We start from the raw sequence: 16,937 nt of genomic DNA on the forward strand, positions 1-16,937 counted from the left end.
AGACCGCAAGGTGACGCACGCGGTCGTCGGGGGAGGAGGACTAATGCCCCATGGAGATGCCGCCGTCGACTGGCACCACGGCACCGGTGATGTAGGCGGCTTCCTCGCTGGCCAGGAAGGCGACGGTGGCGGCGATCTCCTCCGGTTTCGCGATCCGGCCCAGCGGGACGTCACGGAGGATCTCGCTGACGCGGTCGTCGGAGAGTGCTGCAGCCATGGCGGTGTCGGTCAGGCCAGGGGTCACGATGTTCACGGTGATCCCACGTGAGCCGATCTCGCGGGCCAGCGAGCGGCCGAAGCCGATCAGGCCCGCCTTTGATGCCGCGTAGTTGGTCTGCCCGGCTTCGCCCTTGAGGGCAACGGCCGAGGACACGAGGATGATCCGGCCGCCGCGCTTGGCCTTGAGCATGCTGCGGGTGGCTCGCTTGGTGAGCCGGTAGGAGGCGGTGAGGTTGGTCTCCAGAACGGCGGCGAAGTCCTCCTCCGGCATGCGCAGCAGCAGGTTGTCCCGGGTGATACCGGCGTTGGCCACCAGAACCTCGACCGGGCCCTGGTCGGCCTCGACCTCTTTGAAGGCGCTCTCGACCTGTTCGGGGTCGGTGATGTCACAGCGCACGGGCATGGCACCGAGGAAGAGGAGGTCGGGATCGGGGTCACCGGTGCGGTAGGTGAAGGCGACCGAGTCGCCGCGCTGGGCGAATGCGCGGACCGTGGCCTGCCCGATTCCGCGGTTCCCGCCGATGATCAAAATGGAGCGCGACATGAAGATCCCTTACACGAGTCAACTGAGTTAGTTCGCCGTCGCGGAGATCGCCTCGCCGTGGCGGTGCCAGTGACAGTAGGGCGTCGCTGTGGGATTCAAAGGAACGCAAAGGTCGTGCTTATCCTGGGGGTGGGAACTGACAGTTCCCACTGCCCGGTGAAGGTACTTTGTGCTCCGAATGCTGGACACGATGCACGACGTCAACTCCCTTGCGCGCAGGCAGCGATGTGCTGAATGGTCGGCGGGAAATGGATGTCGTGAATACACAGGGAATGTGACCTGGGTCTCAATGGCTGTCGTTATGTGAACGTTATGAATGAGAGTGAGATGCAGAGCCCGATCGTCACCCGCATTCTGCAGCAGGCGCGGGCGCGCCGTAACGCGTCGGACATCCCAGGCTTTGAGGCGGCTTTCGGGACGCGTCGGGCCCCAGGGGTCACGCAGGATCAGACGGCCCAGCTGGCCGGCGTCAGTCGCCGCTGGTACGGCAGCCTGGAGGCCGGGCGTCCAGCCAACTACAGCGACGCGTTTCTCCACGCTGTGCGGCGCATCCTCGACCTGAACGACGACGAATGGGACATCGTTTACCGCGTCACCCGCGGTCATGCCCCTGCGGCAGCCCCCGTCAGCCACCTCGGCGCTCTGCTCCCCGACGCGTTCCGTGCCTTCATCGAGGAGAGTCGCACCTGGGCCGTTTACCTCAGCGACCACCGCTGGGACGTTCTGGCCTACAACGCCAAGACCCTGGAGTACTTCCCGTGGATGCAGTACGGCCTCAACGTCATGGAATGGGCCCTCACCTGGCCTGAGGCGCGCACCCAGCTCGTGAACTGGGAGGAGGAGTGGGCCATGCCCATGATGGCTCAGCTGCGTGTGAACGCCGAACAGTGGCGCACCGACGAGCGTCTGAGGGCCGTGATCGCAACAGTCCGGGCCGACCCGGTCGCGCGCAAGCTCTGGGATTCACCTGACCTGCCCACCATCACCCACCCCGCATCGGAACGGCCGCGCCGTCTCTACCTGGCAGGGCAAGGAGGCCAGGAATACTCCGTCCGGTTCATCGCGGGGGCTCCCCTGGAACTTCCCTCGTACCGCCTCATGGTTGTCACGCCCGCAACGCCTGTATCGAGCGACTAAAGCGTGTTGCACAAGCCTGCGTTCGGGCGTGTCGGAGCTCGCGGGCGGGGTTGTGTGCTCATGACGCGAGGGCGAGGTTGTGCATGTGGGCGACGGCCTGGACTGCGTGATGGAGGCCGTTGCCGCGTTGCCGGTAGTCGCGGAGGATCTTGTAGTTCTTCATGCGGCCGATGACGTGTTCCACGCGGGCGTGGACCTTGCGGTGCTTCGCGTTGTCGTCCTCCTCGCCCGGGAGGAGAGCCCGTCCCGGGCGTTTGCGGTGGGGTACAGCCATGCCGCAGTTGAGATAGGCGCTGTCGCCGAGCACCGTCACGCCCTGGCAGTGCCGGCTCAGCCCGGACGCGCGCCAGGCGTGCGCGTCCGCGGTGGTGCCCGGCACCGGGCGGGCTGCCGCGATCACCAGCCGCGTGTCCGCATCCACGATGACCTGCATGTTCGCCGAGAACCGGTAGTTTCGGCTGGAGGCAGCCATACTCCGGTCACGGACCGGGATCAGCGTGCCGTCCACAATCCACAAACGGTCTGCGGCATCGGCCGGGCGGGACACCGGCTCGAGCGCGAGTAGCGGGCCCAGCCGTTGGATCACCCGGCACACCGTGGATGGGGAGACGCCAACCAGCGGGCCAGCTGCCGCATCGTCAGGTTCGTGCGGCAGCATACCGCGACCACCAGCACCCGTTCGGGCAGCGCCAGAGACCACGGCCGGCCCCGCAGAGTGCCGTTGCCGCCCCGCTCCCGCACCACCTTTAGGAGGTGTCCGAACTGCGTCACTTGCAGCCCAGTGAACGTCTCCACCCACACCCGGTCAGCCCTTAACACCCCAGCCATACCAGGGAGATGACCAGCTCAGAGCCTTGTGCAACACGCTTTAGTCGACGGGCTGCCTGCCCAGTCGCTCACGCACGTCACCTACCGCAACGGGGCGCGCGTCCCCGTCCGGGCGTGGGCAGAGGCGGCAACGCCCGCCAAGAGCGCGGAGGCGTACAACACGGGCACACTGAACAGAAGCCGTGAGGTCGACGTCAGCTTCGTCGAGGTCTTTGACGGCTCCGACTGCCGTTGGACCAATCACGGTGACCCCGACAAGGCGAACCACACCGTGCGCACGGTTGAAGAAGCCGCCGAGTGGCCGATCTCCCATCTGCGATGTCTTCGCGCATTGGGACCGCGACCAGACCACCTTGGCTAGACCGTGGTCTGGAGAGCACGCCATTCGTGATCGAGCATTGCGTGCACGATCGAGTCGCGCCACTGCCCGGCCTTGTAGACGTGCTCGCGGATCCTCCCTTCCTCGATCATCCCCCCAGCCCCCATGGTCTTCGCAGAGGCCTCATTGAGGGGGGAACGCGCGCCCCAGATGCGATGCAGCTCAAGGTCATCGAACCCGAGTCCGAGCAGAAGGCGCACAGTTTCGAGGCCGTAGCCGATACCCCAGGCGTCGGGGCGCAGCGCGAAGCCAAAGGTGGCCGCGCGCTGCTGGTGCGGATCCATGGCGATCCGGCCGAACCCGATCAGCTCGTTCGTATCCCGCTCGGTGAGGGCGAGCGCGTACTCGCTGCGGGGGTTCGCCGTGGCGGAGGCAATCGATCGGGCCACGATTTGGCCCACCTCATCGCGGGTCCGCGGTTCGAACGACAGGTGCTCTGTCGCCTCGCGGCTGCCGTAGATCGCGAACACTGAGTCCACGTCCTCAACGGTGAGTTCGCGGAGTTTGAGTCGCTGGCTGGAAAGCTGGACCGGGTGCATGCCAGGGACCTTATCGCTGCGTTCCGGAGGGAAGGGCCGGCCGTCGGGGCCCGTATGCCGCGATCTCCTCCCGCAAGTCGCGGGCGGCAACGGCGGTCCGCGCCTGGCCCCTCATGAGCTCCTGGCGGACGCGCTGGGCGGAGACGATGATGCCGTTGTTCCGGAATGTGGGCGGGAGGTCCAGGACGGGGCGGATGGTCTGTGCCGCTCCGTCCACGTCTCCGCTGTGGAGGAGGATGAGGGCCTGATTGCACCGGGCGCCTGCTAGGTCACCGAATGCCCAGTTTGGGTTGTCGCGGTCGCTGAAACCCTGTACGGCCAGTTCCGCCTGCACGTTGAGGTCCGCGTTGCCGTTGCCGAGGAGAGCTTCTGCCTCGACGGTGTAGTAGAGCTGTTTCCCCAGCGAGTAGGTGAGCAGACCCCCGAGTTGGTCGAGGTCGTCCAATACGACGTGCTCCCGTCGGTCGATCGCCGCCCGGTTCGCCTGTTGAGCGGTCTCCTGATCCCCTAGGACGGCCGCGGCGCGTGCCTCAAGTCCGAGAAGCCACAGGCCGACGGTGCCGTTGAGGTCGGTGGCGAGGCCTGCACCCTTCTGGGCGTAGAAGAGGGCGTCTCCGGGCCGGTCCGCCCAGTACTCGACGAGGGACTGAAGTCCACTGACGAGGGCCATGAGTCCCTGGTGCTCGGCGTCCTTGGCGAACGCGGAGGCCAGCAGGCACATCGTCCTGGCCTGGTCGCGGTCCTCCATGTCGTTGAACCCCTTGGCTACGAGGAACGACACCACGGTGGCCATGAAGTTCAGGTCGCTGAGCTGCGACGGCCGGTGCTTGCCGGTCTCCAGGGTCAAGATGACCTGGTCCTGGGTATCGAGCAGATCGTCCCAGATCGCCGCCAGGGGTACACGCGGGTAGTCCTTGACAAGCTGAGCAACCTGGTCGTGCAGCAACGGGAGAGTGTTCTCCCCCACCCTGTCGCGATCCTGCTGGAGAACGTACGTCCTCGCGCGTCGAACGGCCATCGCGCCATTCCTTTTCATCTCGTTCAGATCCATGCCGGGTTCGGCATGGGGTGCAGTGGGTGACGCGCCGGTCAGCGGTACGAAGCTCGGCGTGGTTCCCTCGGGCACCTCGGTCCACAGGTCGTCGATGCTGTGATTCAGCATCTCGACGATGACCTGACGGAAGACCGTCTGCGGCTTCCGTCCTTCGTAGAACCAGCCCTCGAAGGTCTTCGGAGCCGGATCGACGCCCGTTAGACCCAGCCTCGCGGCCGCTTTCCGGTACGGCGGAAGGAAGGCCTCGGCGCTTCGGATGCCGCGTCCTTCGAGGACGTGTCGGAAGAACAGCATGACGCCTCCCATCCCAGCCGCCTAGCTCGTCACTGCCACGACGTTAGAACGCTTTCCTCGTCAACTTGCCCCATACAGACGGTACTTAGCGATTCCGAGGAAACTCCGAGGAAGAGTCGAGGGCGACCGTCAACTTCTCACCAAAACCCGAGGAGGGAATGGGGGTAGAGCCGTCCGGCCACGATTGAAACGCTCGTAACAGCCCTCGCTGAGAGTGTCTGATCGAGCACAGTCGTGAACCAGGGAGTTCCCCCATGCCACCCAGAGCTGCCGGATCGACCAGCCTAAGCGGCCATCTCTGTCCGTATCCGGTCCAGGGCATGGCCCGCGGCCTCCGTGACGTCCGGCAGCCGGTTGGCCGTCGCGCGCATGATGCGTTGCAACTGGTGAGGGAGACGCTGGCGGACTGCTTCGTCGACTGCGGTGTTCAGGGACTGGGCGGCGCCTCCGTAGTCGTCGGCGATGAGCCTTACTTGGGCCACGGTGACGAGTTCAATCACTCGCCACTGCGGTGCGACGGTGGTTGTCGGTACTGGACTGCCCTGCTCGACCAGTTGTATGGCGACATCGGTCCTGCCGGTGGCGATCAGGCCGCGCAGCCGGATCTCGTGCAGGGCATAGGGATTGAACAGCGACGTGTGCTCGGTCTCGTCGAGGAGTCGGTCGGTCTCCCGCATTACCTCGTCGAACAAGGACTGGTTGCGGAGTGCGCCGGCGGCGCGGGCGAGGAGGGGGAGGGCGGCGGCTCTTGCCTGCTGGTTCGGAGCGAGGGCAACGGCGTGCAGCAGTCGGTCGACGGCGGCTCCGTGGAGACGGGCCTTGCGCAGTTCGTTGCCGTGCATCCGCAGCACGAAGGAAGTGAACGTCGGGTCATCGAAGTAGCGAGCGATGCCGATGCTCTTCGCGGTCCAGCGGGCAGCGGTGCCCAGTCGCTCCTCCGGCAGGACGTTGCCCAGGGCGACGCCGAGGCCGACACGGGCTCGGGCCAGGAGGTGGAGGACGTCTCGTTCCGTGTGCCCGTCGTCTACCCGTGCTTCCAGCCGTGCGACCAGGGGCCACAGTTCGGCGACAGCCTCGGAGGCGTGCCCGGATTGCCGGGCGATCTCGGCGAGGCGGACGGTGGATTCGCCGAATTGCAGCATGGCGCGGTGGTCGGTGTCGGCGGGATCGGTGACGCCAAGGACGTGCGGGGGAAGGCGCAGGAAGTCGGCGATGTGTTGGCGGGCGCCGACGTCATCGAGTCTCCGTTTGCCGAGTTCGAGGAGCGAGATGTACGTCTTGTCGTAGCCGAGGAGCTGCCCGAGTTCGGATTGGTTCATGCCGTGCACGGTGCGGTGGAAGCGCAGGATGGCGCCGAGATGGCGGGTGGCGAGGATCGCCTCGGCCTGTGGGGTGGCCCAGTGCCACAGGGTGTGCTGCGAGCGCCGTTCCGCCTTCGCGCTGTCCATCGCCGGTCACATCCGTGCGTACCAGGCGGCAATGGACTGCTTGTATCCCTCGGGCATGGTCAGCCCGGGCACTTCGCCGGCGGTGAACATGCCGAGCTCCTTGTGCTCATGGCTCACCACGGGGGGCATGTCCGGCGTGAGGACGGTGCAGCCGTAGGTGACGATCATGACCCGTCGGTCTGGCAGTGTCACGGGCAAGGGCGTGTAAATCCACGCGTCCAGGAGGGGGCCCGCCTTCACCGCCCAGCCGGTCTCTTCCTCGATCTCCCTCTCCACCGCCAACTCTGGTGTCGCATCGGTGGGTTCGAGTCGGCCTCCGGGCAGCTCCCATTCTTCGCGTTCGTTCTTCAGCAGCAGTACGCGTCGGCGGCTGTCCACGGCCACGCCCTTGACGGAGACGGGCCAGGTAGGGGGCGTGTACGCCATCGGTCTCCTCGGATTTTTCGTACGGCCGGGGGTGCTCGGAACGTAGCACGCCGCCTGTGGCACGACTCGGGCGTGGGCGAATTGCCCGAGTCGACAATCTGTCGCTTTACCCCCGACCGGGCGGCGCCGAACAGTGGACGCACCACCTCGCAGCGAAGGAGATCCGGGATGCGCCGAGCCCATCAGCCGTACGCCGACGTGTTCGCGCGCCACCTCATCGATCACACCGCGCCGCGCGCGGTGGAGGCGATCGCGGAACGGCTGCGGGATACGGGCCTGGTCACTGTCGAAGGTCTCACATCGCGCACCGCCGTCCTCGCCTTTGCCACCGGGATCATGAGCCTCACATCGCACCGGGACAGCGATTCCGACGGCCTCACAACCATCCACCACACCCGCCGCCACGCTCACCGGGCTGGCTTTGCCGGGTTCGGCAACGGCGGACTCGATCCGCACACCGACCGCTCCGGCACTCCGAATCCGCCCCGCCTGATGCTCCTCGTGTGTGGGCAAGCCGCAATCACCGGCGGGGAAAGCCTGCTCACCGATGGGCAGGCCGTGCACTCCGACCTCTTCATCAGCGGGCGGGAGGCCGGGCTTGCGCTGGCACAGCCCCGCACCGCGTTCTTCGGAGCCGGAGACGGCCACGCCACGCAGGTGTTCACCGTCCATCGCGACCAGCGGGTGTCTGTTCGCCTGCGGCTCGACGGGCTGGCGCGCTGGAACCCTATAGTTCAGCCCCATCTGCCACAGCTCCAGGCCGCAGCCGTGCGTCACCAGATGCGTCTGATCCTGGCGCCCGGGTTGGGCTACCTGCTGGACAACGAACGCTGGCTGCACGCACGACGCGCCTTCACCGGCGATCGGCTCTGCTGGCGTGCACTTGGGCAACCCCGTTTTCCCATGCCGCGCGGATTCGCACCCGTTCCCGCGTCGGCACCTCCGCCCGTGCTCTCGGAGGCAGGATGACGGCGGAACAGACCATGACGGTCACAGGAACGATGGCGTTGACCGCGGAGGTCACTCCAGTCACCCCAGCCGCAGATCAGGCGGCTGTGTGTGGCTTCGAGGTGGTCTTCCTGCCCGCTGACTCTCGCGTCGGGCAGATGCGACGGATCACGACAGCCCACCTTCAGGACTGGGACCTCGCAGAGCTGAGTGATACCGCCACGCTTGCCGTTTCGGAGCTGGTCACCAACGCCGTGCGGCACGGTCAGGGCAAGCCGGTTGGGCTCCGGGTGACGAGCTCCGGCCACGAACTGCGCATCGAAGTCACCGACGGAAGCCAGGAACGAGCCCGGCTGCGCTACTCAGACCAGGGCGACGAGGGCGGCCGTGGTCTGTTACTCGTCGATGCTCTGATGGACCGCTGGGGTGTCAGTCCCGACGGGACGGTGACGTGGTGTTCCATCGCGATCCCGGAAGGGAGGTCGTGATGGTTGCCGTAACGGTGGACGTCGCCGCGCAGCTGCTGAGCCGCCGATCCGTCAACGATGAAGGGACGCTGGGCACACTCCTCTTTTCCCTGCGCCGCTCCCTTGCCCGTGAAGCGATCGACGAGGAGCTGTACGACGACCTGAACGCCGTGCTCGACGAGTACGCACGCCCTACCCCGCGTGAGGTCAGGCAGATCGCGGAGCGGTTCCGGAAGGTGACCACCAAGCTCCTTGAGGTCGTGCCGTACCTCGTGATGCCCTACCCGCTCAATGAGGTGCGGCACCTGATCGACCTGGGTACCGAGTGGCCTCCAGCAGAGCAAGCACCTGCTCATCTCGTCCGCTTTGCCATGGCCATCCTCGGGGTCCTCGATCTGATGGGAGATGACGCCTCGTGACGCGCTCTCCCGTACAAGACACGGGTGCCGCGCTTCCTTCGCTCATCGAGCCGGCGCTCGGTTGGGATCTCTACGGCGAAGGCCTTCCTTTCGCCGCATAAGGCTCCCGGCGCGGAGGGCCAGGCGTCCCTGGCCGTTCCCCCGTGGACAGGGCATGGCAGTTCTCCGCGCCGGGTCTAAACACATTCCCCGTTGTCATCTGGAGGTCAGATGCTCATCACCCCCACCTTCGGCAGTGTCGAAGGCGCCTACCTGGAGCTGCTCCGTCTGGCGACCGAGCAGCACGAGTACCACATTGACGCACGCGGCAACGAGGCTCGCGAAGTGATCGGTGTGACCTTCCGCCTCTCCGACGCCCGTCAGCGCCTGCCGTTCCTGGCCCAGCGCAAGGCCAATCCGGTGTTCCAGTTCGCCGAAGCACTGTGGTACCTCGCCGGCCACCGAGACCTGGAGATGATCGGGTACTACGCCCCGTCCATGCGCTCCAGTTCCATTGACGGTGTCCATCTCAGCGGATCGGCGTACGGGTACACGCTGTTCAACCCGGCAGGCAGCGACACGATGTCACCGTTCGACCGGGTCCTGGAGCTGCTGCAGACCGAGAAGGACAGCAAGCGGGGCTACCTGCCCGTCTTCTCCGCCGCGGAACTGGCCGTCAGAGACAACCCCGACGTGGCGTGCCTGGCCGGCCTACACCTGCTCCCGCGCGAGGGGCGGCTGCACATGGTGTGCCACATGCGGGCCAACGATCTCGACTGCGGTCTGCTGTCCGACGTCTTCAGCTTCACCATGATCCACGAATTCGCGGCCATTCAGCTCGGCCTGGAACTAGGCACGTACACCCACACCATCGGCTCGGCCCACGTCAATGACCGCAATGCCGACCGCGTCAAACGGGTCCTCGCCGAGGCGGACAACCGCCCGGCACCGACCACCTTCCTTTTCCCGGCCATGCCCGAGAGCACCACCAAGGCGACCGTGCAGCACGTCCTGGAGCACGAAGAGGCACTGCGCACGAACCAACTCCGCTACAGCGCCCGCCACATCGCAGGCCTGGGGCTTCATCCGTACTGGCAGCAGGTGGTGCTGCTGTTCGAGCTGTACCGGCAGATCCGCCACGAGCAGACCGAGGCGGTAGACCCGGACATCCTCGCCGCCCTGGACCCGGGGCTGCGCTGGCTCGCTGGTCACCGCTGGCCAGCCTGCGCCGCCGCAGTGGATGGTGGTGCGCAGTGACCCGGAAGCCGCCGAGCGGCGCCGTGGTGGACGGCATCGACTTCAACCACTGGGCGGTCATCCTCTGCAAGCCGGACTGCGTGGAACGGGGCCTAGTCCCGCGCGTGCTCGAAATGATCGAAGCCTCGGGCGTCGCCGTTTCGGGCCGCATGGACGTAGTGGCACGGCCGTGGCAGGCGCACGTCGCCTACCGGGACCTCCTGACGGACACCAAGCAGGCACCGCATGACCTTCCCGCCCATCTCGACGACGCGTTCACCAATCGTCCCGTGGCAGTGGCGCTCGCCCACGGTGAGCCCGGTCTCCATGCCCGACTGCGGCAGCTCATCGGCCACACCGACCCCACCATCGCCGTAGCCGGCACGATCCGCGGCGACCTCGGCGACGACAGCCTCGCCGTCGCGCGCGCCGAGCGGCGCCTCGTGCGCAACCTCGTCCACACCTCAGACGACCCGGACGCCGCCCGGCGGGAGTTCGGTACGTGGTTCGGTGCCGGCCGCGTGTTCGACGTCCCCGCCTTCGACCAGTGCTCCGTCATCCTGTGCAAGCCCGACGCGGTCGACCGCGGCCTCGTCGATGCCGTACTGGACCGGATCCGCGCGGCCGGGGTCACAGTCTCGAACCGGCTCGACGTCACTGTTCAGGCGTGGCAGGCACACGTCCATTACTGGGATCTCCTCGTCGATGCCGACTGGTTCCCCGACCGGGACATCCCTGCCTGCCTCGACGCCATGTACGCCGACCAGCGCGTGAGCGTGGCACTCGCCCACGGCGAGCCCGGCATACACGCTCGCCTGCGCAATCTCCTCGGCCACTACGACCCGACCCGGGCCGCCCGGGGCACGATCCGCCGCGACCTCGGCAATGACAGCCTCGCCGCCGCGCTCGACGAAAAGCGCCTAGTGCGCAACCTCGTCCACACCTCGGACGACCCGGACGCCGCACGCCGCGACTTCGGTACCTGGTTCGGCGCCAACCGCCGCCTCCGGCTGACGCCTTCGTCCGTCCCGCTCCAGCCCACGCCCGCCGCCCGCTGACCCGTCCCCGTCCCTTGGAGTTCCCATGACCGTGTTTGCAGAGCTCGCCGCAGTGCCACGCCGCCCGCTGCCAATCCTGACGGACCAGCAGATCGGCGGCCTGAAGCCGGAGCTGTCCGAGGTGATCGAGTACCGCAAGTCGGGACTCTCGGTGAACTGGATAGTCGGCTGCCCCCTGGAATGCAGCTACTGCGTGCGGCACCTGTTCGACAACTTCGAGATGAAAACGCCCAAGCGGCTCATGAGCGACGAGGCGGCAGCCGCCTCCCTCGTCAGCCACCCGTACTTCCGGCCGCACCAGACGCCGGTGCAGCTGCTGAATCGGGCGACCGACCCCATGCTCCCCGTCGTCAAGCCGCACCTGTTCGCCGTGCTGCGGCTCCTGGACGAGCAGGGCCTGACCAACCACGTGCTGATCATCACCCGCTGGCGGGTCTCGCCGCAGGACTGCGCCGTCCTCAACTCCTTCCAGAACCTGCGCCTGACCGTGCTGGTCACCCACTCCGGCATCGATCACCCCGGCATCGAGCCGGTGGACTCCAGCATCGCGGCCGGAAGCTTGCGCACCCTCTACGAGCACGCCGACCGGTACCGCACGATCCTGTACTGGCGGCCGATCGTGCCCGGCCTGAACGACTCCGACGCTCACGTGGAACAGGCCCGGGAGCTGTCACTCCACGCGCACGCCACCGTGTTCACCGGCCTGTTCTTCCGCGAACAGATCAAGGCCTACTACGAGGCGAACGGCCTGCCGACGCCGTACGACGACACGGCCCGCCGCAAGATCATGCCGGAGCTCGCCGAGCAGCGGATCCTGGACGCCTTCCACGAGGCGCGAGTGGTCGGCCATGCGCCGTGGGGCACCTTGTTCCGCAAGACGAGCTGCGGTGTCGCCTACGCGCACGGGGAGCCCGACTACAACGGCCACTACGGCATCCGCGAACTGTGCGACATCTGCCCGTCCGAACAGCTCGCGCGGTGCCGCAACGCCTGGGTCACACCCGGTCTCGCGCATGTCACCCAAGAGGCGCGAGCCCTCGGCGCGATCGGCGAGGTTGAGGTCAACGACCGTGCCATCGTCGTGGAGGGACTGGACGAACCGCCGCGCTACTACCTCCAGCACGGCTTCGGCTACCAGTGCCACGACCGCGGCAAGCCCCACCAATACCGCCAGCACGGCCGCGCCCCCATCGGCTGGTCGGCGGAGGACGGACCCGAGACCCCATGAACTTTGCCTCCTGGCCCCCCTTGCTCGTCGTCGACGTCGAAGGGAACGGCACCGCGCCGCCCGACCTGGTCGAGGTTGCGGCGCTCCCCGTCCGCGAGGGCCGCCCCGACACGAGCACCGCCGCGGCGTGGCTGACCCGCCCGAACCGTCCCGTCACGGCCTTCGCCACCAAGGTCCACGGCCTGAGCAACACGGATCTCGCGGACAAGCCAGCATGGGTGGAGATCGCCGACCAGGTGCACGGTTTCCTCGCCACGTCGTGGATCTGCGCGCACAACGCGCACACGGACTACCGAGTCCTCAAAGCGCACCTGCCGACGTGGGAGCCGGCCGGAGTCCTCGACACGCTCCGCCTCGCCAAGACCACCGTTCCCAACCTGTCCGGCTACAGCCTGGACGCCCTCATCTGCCACATGAAGCCGGACCTGAGCAAAGCCCCCGCCCAGCGGCACCGGGCCACGTTCGACGCCTATGCCACCGCTCAGCTCCTCATCGCCATGGCCGCCCACTACGACACCTGGGACCAGCTCGTCGCCGCGGCCGTGCCGCCCGGCCTGCCCGGCGCCCCCGAACCAGAAAAGGACCCAACCCTGTGGTGACCCAGACAACCATCCGTATCGGGGTGCTCGGCACCCACTCCACCGGCAAGACGATGCTGCTGAAGCGGATAGAGATGGAACTGCGAGGCCACGGCGTCACCGTGGCCCGCACCGGCCGCCTCGCCAAACGTGCCGCCGCACTCGGGCTCCCGAAGATGCAGCACCACACCGGCCAGTCCACCGAGTGGATCATCGCCCGGGGCATCGCCGACGAGATCGAGGCCGAGCAAGGCGCGGGCGTGGTCCTCGTCGACCGGGCCTCCTTGGATGCCGTCGCATACCTCCGGGCGGCTCTGGAGTACCGCGGTGAAGTCCTCCACCGTGGCGAGCTGGAGCGTCTTCGGTTGCTCGCTGGGACTCAGGCCCCGAAGTACGACCTTCTCCTCGCTACCGTGCTCGACCCGGACGTGCCCGTCGACAAGAGCCACGACTACGACGATCGCTTCCGCCGCCTGGTCGACAAACACGTCCACAGCCTCCTCGCCGAGGACGAGTTCCCGCACCAGCGCGTCACCAGCGATTCCGAAAGTCAGACACGCGCCATCGAGCGGGCACTTCAGCTCTGCCTGCAGGAGGCCGCCGTATGACCGGCACTCCGCCCGCCGGCACGATCACCATCGCCGGGAAGACCGTCTCCCGGCTCGGGTTCGGCACCATGCGCCTGACCGGCCCCGGCACCTGGGGCTATCCCGATGACTGCCACACGGCGGTCAGCGTCCTCCGCCAAGCGGTCCACACGTACGGGATCACGCACATCGACACTGCGGACGCCTACGGACCCCACACCGTCGAGCACTTGGTCCGGGAAGCCCTGCACCCGTATCCGGAGAACGTGCTGATCGCCACGAAGGTCGGCATGCTCCGCCCCGCCCCGGACGTGTGGACCCCGCACGGCTACCCGGCATACCTGCGGGCGTGCGTTGAAGCAAGCCTGCGCCGCCTCGGTGTCGAGCGGCTGGACCTCTGCTACCTCCACCGCATCGACCGGGAGGCTCTGCTTTTCGACCAGTTCGAGGTGATGAAGGCGCTCCAAGACGAGGGCAAGATCGGGCACATCGGCCTGTCGAAGGTCACTCCCGAGGACATCCGCGACGCGGGCAAGGAACTCACTGTCGCAGCCGTGCAGAACGTCCTCAACATGACGGACAGCTTCGACCCCGCGCTCGAACTCTGCCAGGACCTCGGCATCCCGTACGTGGCGTACCGGCCGCTCGACGCCGGCGTCCTCGCGAGCACGCGAGGTGTGGAAGAACCTCTTCAGTGGCTACTTCACCGCGGTGACCACGTCGCGCCGATTCCCAGCACAAGCCAACCGCGGCACCTCGAACAACTCGTGACCGCTGTGGCGGGCGGTGTCTGATGCCGACGGCTGGTGCCCCACCCGTACCCGCCTCTGCGATACGGCAGCGGGCAGCCTACGAGAACTGGCGGCCGCCAGTCGTGGGGGTCGCTTTACTCGTGCCGGTGGGAACGGATCAGTTGCTCGTCATCGAACACGCTGGTCTCCTCCTTCCTGTGGGGGCCGTCCACGACGGACAGATGCCAGAGGAAGCAGCCAAAGCGGTCCTGCGTCTGGAGCCAGACGGCATACATGTCCTGCGCCGGGTTGCGGTTGATCAAAGACAGCCGACGCGCCGGCGGAAGGTCATCACGCACATCGTCGCCACAAAGCCGCTGGCTCCCGACGACATCGTGCGCCTCACGTATCGCGATCCAAGAGCGGCTATCCGCGTGATCCCCCTAGGACAGGTGACCGCGCACCTGCCCCCGTGCGCACATAGGCGAACCCTTGCCGCGCTCAACGCCCTTGAGCAGGACAAGACGGCCTACCTCGACTCGGGAACCATTCGGCGTACCGAGCCCAGTGCCAGCCGTCTTACTGAGCACAGCTGGCAGTAGCCCTCTGCTCTCGGAGGCCCCTCGGGCAACCCTGCAAACCCCATCTGTTACATACGCATCGACCTCGGCGTTTCGGCCATCCCGGGGCTTGGGGTCGATCCGTACGCCCCAAGGGTCGATGCATCATCCATGGCGCGCGCATCGCGCGATTGTGCGGAATCTGCTCCGTCGCAAACACGTGTGCTCGATATCGCGGCGCCTCTCGTGGACTCGTGTGTCGCAAGTTGGTTCACAACTGCCCTGTGACGGCAAAGCTTGAGAGTGTGCCGTCGAAGATTGAGCACCCCTAGGCTCGTGTCCATGTCATGGATCACGCTGGTGTCCACCGCTCTTGGGGCCGTTGTGGGGCTTGGGTCGGTCGGCATTGCTGTCGGAGCGGGTGCGCTTGGGGCGGGAACGCGACGAACGCCAACTCGGCGCGCAGAGAGATATCTACGTCGCCTATCTGACTGCCCTGCACGACGCCAATCAGGCTCTGCGCCTGGTTTCGCTTGGTCATCACCCCGCGGAAGCCTCCCGTGATCTGGCGGAACGAGGCGCCTTCCGCGACGCGGGACTGGTTCAGGCCCGCGAGCGCATAGTGCTCTCAGCGTCAGAGCCGGTCGTCCAGGCCGCTGATGCCGCCTTCATCCGCTCCAAGCCGGATGATCCGGTCCAGAGGAGTCGCCGCCTTCTGCGTGCCTGGGATTCGCCCATGGCAGACAACAAAGAACCCCCAAGGACTGGAACCTGCTCGGTGGGCATGTCAACGTACAACGTCCCGTAAAACACCAGGTCAGCGAAAGGATGCGGGCTTCCGGGCCGCCTGGGGGCCGACCGCCGTAGCAGCATGTGACCCGTCCTGCTCCGTCTTGCCGGGAGGCCCGTCCCAAGGAGGCCCACCTGTCGAATCCCGCCCTCCGATCCGCCCGATTCACTGCCTCCATCCTCTTGACGCTCAGCGCCCCGAACGCGTGGACCGCACAGGAGAGGGAGGACTATGGCGCCCTTCCCCAGCGTCGGGCCTCTGCGTCTGCGCGGCCGGGCTGCTCAGCGAGGCCCTGCTGCACGCGGCTACCGTCGCGATTCAGCGGTCCTCGCGCACGTGGCGGTGCACCCCGGAGCCCAACTCGGCAGGTCGCCCGAGCTGTTGGTGCTTCAGAGCGAGTCGTGGCCCGTAACCTCCGCCAACTCGCTGACGACGGGTTGCTGGTGCTTGTAACGGACTGCGCGACCCTCGCTCTCCGGTCGTACCGGCTGACCTCCCGGCCGAGGCCGATACAGGGCGCCGGGAAAATCCCTAGTCGTGCAGCGCGATACGTAGCAGACGATCCCCGGTTACCGAAACCGGGGATCGTCCAGAGCATTGATGGTGTTCGCACTCGGCTGTGCTTGGCGGTGGAGCCGTAGCGAACGCAGTAGACAGCGCTGCAACGATCCAGGGAGGAAATGAGCGGCGCCTGCCTGCTGCTGCCCCGAAGTCCGCAGCGCCTGTTCGCTGAAAGACAGCGATTCCTCCGCCGAGTCGGCGTGGGCTCCCGGCGTTGTTGATCCCGCTCTGTCGCTCCGCGCGCTCCTTCGCAAGGAACACCACCTCATGTACCGATCCGCGATACCCCCTGCTCTTTTTTGCCCCGGGCTGGCAGACCCGTCTGCCTGCTTTCAGAAGCCGACACCGGCTGAGATCCCTTGGGGCCGTCTCGCAGCCGCCCACTACCTTCCTGACCTGGCGAGCGAGCCGATGGCAGCTGTGCGCCGTCCATAGCACGGCTCCAGTTGCGGCTTGTCCGCTAAGTCCCCTCGCACTTCACCACAGCCAGTGGGTGGGCGGAGGATCCGTTCTCCGCCCACCCGGTCCCGCTCCCTTCCGCGCCTCGCAGAAAACCCCTTCATGCCTGCCCGACCGCTACTCGCCCCATCGGCCGCACCCGTTCCCGCGAGCGCCGTACGCGCCGCATTCCTCAACGTCAAGGACACCGCGGCGTACCTCGGCCTCTCAACGCACACGCTTTATGTCTGGCGACACCGACGGCAGGGACCGCCGAGCTTCCGCATGGGCTCCCGAGGCCGCGTCATGTACCGGCGGGAAGCCCTCGATGCCTGGATCCGTGAGCAGGAGCGGGCCGACTCCCGCTCCAATCCGGTGCTGAACCCGCTGAGCGCAGCTCCACAGCAACGCAGCCGCCCCAGCGCCTGACGTGCCGAACGTCGTATCGCGCGCCGTTTGCACCCTCTTGAAAGGAGACTCACCTGGCCG

At 66.9% G+C, this 16,937-nt stretch carries 17 protein-coding genes and 1 pseudogene; 12 read left to right on the forward strand and 6 right to left on the reverse strand.

The window, feature by feature from the left end; genetic code table 11:
• Positions 1 to 40: 40 nt before the first annotated feature.
• Positions 41 to 763 (reverse strand): 3-oxoacyl-ACP reductase FabG, encoded by a 723-nt coding sequence (fabG, locus tag OG266_RS38905; RefSeq protein WP_371551542.1) that lies wholly within the window; start codon positions 761 to 763, stop codon positions 41 to 43.
• Between the two features lie 327 nt (positions 764 to 1,090).
• On the opposite strand from fabG, the gene OG266_RS38910 reads away from it, so the two are divergent.
• Complete coding sequence (locus OG266_RS38910) at positions 1,091 to 1,900, forward strand: helix-turn-helix domain-containing protein (protein ID WP_371551544.1); 810 nt, start codon at positions 1,091 to 1,093, stop codon at positions 1,898 to 1,900.
• 58 nt (positions 1,901 to 1,958) lie between these two features.
• Here the strand turns inward: OG266_RS38910 and OG266_RS38915 are convergent.
• The 5 genes and pseudogenes from OG266_RS38915 to OG266_RS38935 all read right to left on the reverse strand — a co-directional run bounded on the left by OG266_RS38915 (position 1,959) and on the right by OG266_RS38935 (position 6,868).
• Positions 1,959 to 2,728: pseudogene (locus OG266_RS38915) on the reverse strand (transposase family protein).
• A gap of 357 nt (positions 2,729 to 3,085) precedes the next feature.
• Positions 3,086 to 3,646, reverse strand: coding sequence for a GNAT family N-acetyltransferase (locus tag OG266_RS38920; protein WP_371551546.1), 561 nt, complete (start codon positions 3,644 to 3,646; stop codon positions 3,086 to 3,088).
• A 10-nt stretch (positions 3,647 to 3,656) separates the two neighbouring features.
• Positions 3,657 to 4,994 carry a hypothetical protein gene (locus OG266_RS38925; protein ID WP_371551547.1) on the reverse strand — a complete coding sequence of 446 codons (1,338 nt, stop codon included), beginning with the start codon at positions 4,992 to 4,994 and terminating at the stop codon, positions 3,657 to 3,659.
• A gap of 284 nt (positions 4,995 to 5,278) precedes the next feature.
• On the reverse strand, positions 5,279 to 6,442 hold the full coding sequence (locus tag OG266_RS38930; protein WP_371551549.1) for a helix-turn-helix domain-containing protein: 1,164 nt from the start codon (positions 6,440 to 6,442) through the stop codon (positions 5,279 to 5,281).
• A 6-nt stretch (positions 6,443 to 6,448) separates the two neighbouring features.
• The gene (locus tag OG266_RS38935) at positions 6,449 to 6,868 is read right to left on the reverse strand and encodes an NUDIX domain-containing protein (RefSeq protein ID WP_371551550.1); all 420 of its coding nucleotides are present in this window, start codon (positions 6,866 to 6,868) and stop codon (positions 6,449 to 6,451) included.
• Between the two features lie 168 nt (positions 6,869 to 7,036).
• On the opposite strand from OG266_RS38935, the gene OG266_RS38940 reads away from it, so the two are divergent.
• The 11 genes from OG266_RS38940 (at position 7,037) to OG266_RS38990 (ending at position 16,877) form a co-directional block, all read left to right on the forward strand.
• Positions 7,037 to 7,837 carry a TauD/TfdA family dioxygenase gene (locus tag OG266_RS38940; protein WP_371551552.1) on the forward strand — a complete coding sequence of 267 codons (801 nt, stop codon included), beginning with the start codon at positions 7,037 to 7,039 and terminating at the stop codon, positions 7,835 to 7,837.
• Positions 7,834 to 8,304 (forward strand): ATP-binding protein, encoded by a 471-nt coding sequence (locus OG266_RS38945; RefSeq protein WP_371551553.1) that lies wholly within the window; start codon positions 7,834 to 7,836, stop codon positions 8,302 to 8,304. Before OG266_RS38940 ends, OG266_RS38945 begins: the two co-directional genes overlap by 4 nt.
• The gene (locus OG266_RS38950) at positions 8,304 to 8,702 is read left to right on the forward strand and encodes a DUF6415 family natural product biosynthesis protein (protein ID WP_371551554.1); all 399 of its coding nucleotides are present in this window, start codon (positions 8,304 to 8,306) and stop codon (positions 8,700 to 8,702) included. The genes OG266_RS38945 and OG266_RS38950 overlap by 1 nt, the downstream gene beginning before the upstream one ends.
• 210 nt (positions 8,703 to 8,912) lie before the next feature.
• Positions 8,913 to 9,938, forward strand: a complete 1,026-nt coding sequence (locus OG266_RS38955; protein ID WP_371551555.1) for a thymidylate synthase — start codon at positions 8,913 to 8,915, stop codon at positions 9,936 to 9,938.
• On the forward strand, positions 9,935 to 10,975 hold the full coding sequence (locus tag OG266_RS38960) for a nucleoside-diphosphate kinase (protein ID WP_371551556.1): 1,041 nt from the start codon (positions 9,935 to 9,937) through the stop codon (positions 10,973 to 10,975). Before OG266_RS38955 ends, OG266_RS38960 begins: the two co-directional genes overlap by 4 nt.
• A gap of 25 nt (positions 10,976 to 11,000) precedes the next feature.
• Positions 11,001 to 12,203, forward strand: coding sequence for a radical SAM protein (locus tag OG266_RS38965; protein ID WP_371551558.1), 1,203 nt, complete (start codon positions 11,001 to 11,003; stop codon positions 12,201 to 12,203).
• Positions 12,200 to 12,802 (forward strand): exonuclease domain-containing protein, encoded by a 603-nt coding sequence (locus OG266_RS38970; protein WP_371551560.1) that lies wholly within the window; start codon positions 12,200 to 12,202, stop codon positions 12,800 to 12,802. The genes OG266_RS38965 and OG266_RS38970 overlap by 4 nt, the downstream gene beginning before the upstream one ends.
• On the forward strand, positions 12,799 to 13,389 hold the full coding sequence (locus OG266_RS38975; protein WP_371551562.1) for an AAA family ATPase: 591 nt from the start codon (positions 12,799 to 12,801) through the stop codon (positions 13,387 to 13,389). The genes OG266_RS38970 and OG266_RS38975 overlap by 4 nt, the downstream gene beginning before the upstream one ends.
• On the forward strand, positions 13,386 to 14,162 hold the full coding sequence (locus OG266_RS38980) for an aldo/keto reductase (protein ID WP_371551564.1): 777 nt from the start codon (positions 13,386 to 13,388) through the stop codon (positions 14,160 to 14,162). Before OG266_RS38975 ends, OG266_RS38980 begins: the two co-directional genes overlap by 4 nt.
• Before the next feature lie 104 nt (positions 14,163 to 14,266).
• Positions 14,267 to 14,701 (forward strand): hypothetical protein, encoded by a 435-nt coding sequence (locus tag OG266_RS38985; protein ID WP_371551566.1) that lies wholly within the window; start codon positions 14,267 to 14,269, stop codon positions 14,699 to 14,701.
• A gap of 1,870 nt (positions 14,702 to 16,571) precedes the next feature.
• On the forward strand, positions 16,572 to 16,877 hold the full coding sequence (locus tag OG266_RS38990; RefSeq protein WP_371551567.1) for a helix-turn-helix transcriptional regulator: 306 nt from the start codon (positions 16,572 to 16,574) through the stop codon (positions 16,875 to 16,877).
• The last annotated feature ends 60 nt before the right edge of the window (positions 16,878 to 16,937 follow it).

The sequence above is a fragment of the Streptomyces sp. NBC_00554 genome, from assembly GCF_041431135.1.
Taxonomy (GTDB): domain Bacteria; phylum Actinomycetota; class Actinomycetes; order Streptomycetales; family Streptomycetaceae; genus Streptomyces.

Excerpts from the sequence above, each read along its gene's own strand:
- fabG (WP_371551542.1), bottom strand. The coding sequence starts at position 763 with ATGTCGCGCTCCATTTTGATCATCGGCGGGAACCGCGGAATCGGGCAG.
- OG266_RS38925 (WP_371551547.1), bottom strand. The coding sequence starts at position 4,994 with ATGCTGTTCTTCCGACACGTCCTCGAAGGACGCGGCATCCGAAGCGCC.
- OG266_RS38955 (WP_371551555.1), top strand. The coding sequence starts at position 8,913 with ATGCTCATCACCCCCACCTTCGGCAGTGTCGAAGGCGCCTACCTGGAG.
- OG266_RS38990 (WP_371551567.1), top strand. The coding sequence starts at position 16,572 with ATGCCTGCCCGACCGCTACTCGCCCCATCGGCCGCACCCGTTCCCGCG.
- OG266_RS38920 (WP_371551546.1), bottom strand. The coding sequence starts at position 3,646 with ATGCACCCGGTCCAGCTTTCCAGCCAGCGACTCAAACTCCGCGAACTC.
- OG266_RS38970 (WP_371551560.1), top strand. The coding sequence starts at position 12,200 with ATGAACTTTGCCTCCTGGCCCCCCTTGCTCGTCGTCGACGTCGAAGGG.
- OG266_RS38910 (WP_371551544.1), top strand. The coding sequence starts at position 1,091 with ATGCAGAGCCCGATCGTCACCCGCATTCTGCAGCAGGCGCGGGCGCGC.
- OG266_RS38945 (WP_371551553.1), top strand. The coding sequence starts at position 7,834 with ATGACGGCGGAACAGACCATGACGGTCACAGGAACGATGGCGTTGACC.
- OG266_RS38930 (WP_371551549.1), bottom strand. The coding sequence starts at position 6,442 with ATGGACAGCGCGAAGGCGGAACGGCGCTCGCAGCACACCCTGTGGCAC.
- OG266_RS38940 (WP_371551552.1), top strand. The coding sequence starts at position 7,037 with ATGCGCCGAGCCCATCAGCCGTACGCCGACGTGTTCGCGCGCCACCTC.
- OG266_RS38935 (WP_371551550.1), bottom strand. The coding sequence starts at position 6,868 with ATGGCGTACACGCCCCCTACCTGGCCCGTCTCCGTCAAGGGCGTGGCC.
- OG266_RS38965 (WP_371551558.1), top strand. The coding sequence starts at position 11,001 with ATGACCGTGTTTGCAGAGCTCGCCGCAGTGCCACGCCGCCCGCTGCCA.
- OG266_RS38950 (WP_371551554.1), top strand. The coding sequence starts at position 8,304 with ATGGTTGCCGTAACGGTGGACGTCGCCGCGCAGCTGCTGAGCCGCCGA.
- OG266_RS38980 (WP_371551564.1), top strand. The coding sequence starts at position 13,386 with ATGACCGGCACTCCGCCCGCCGGCACGATCACCATCGCCGGGAAGACC.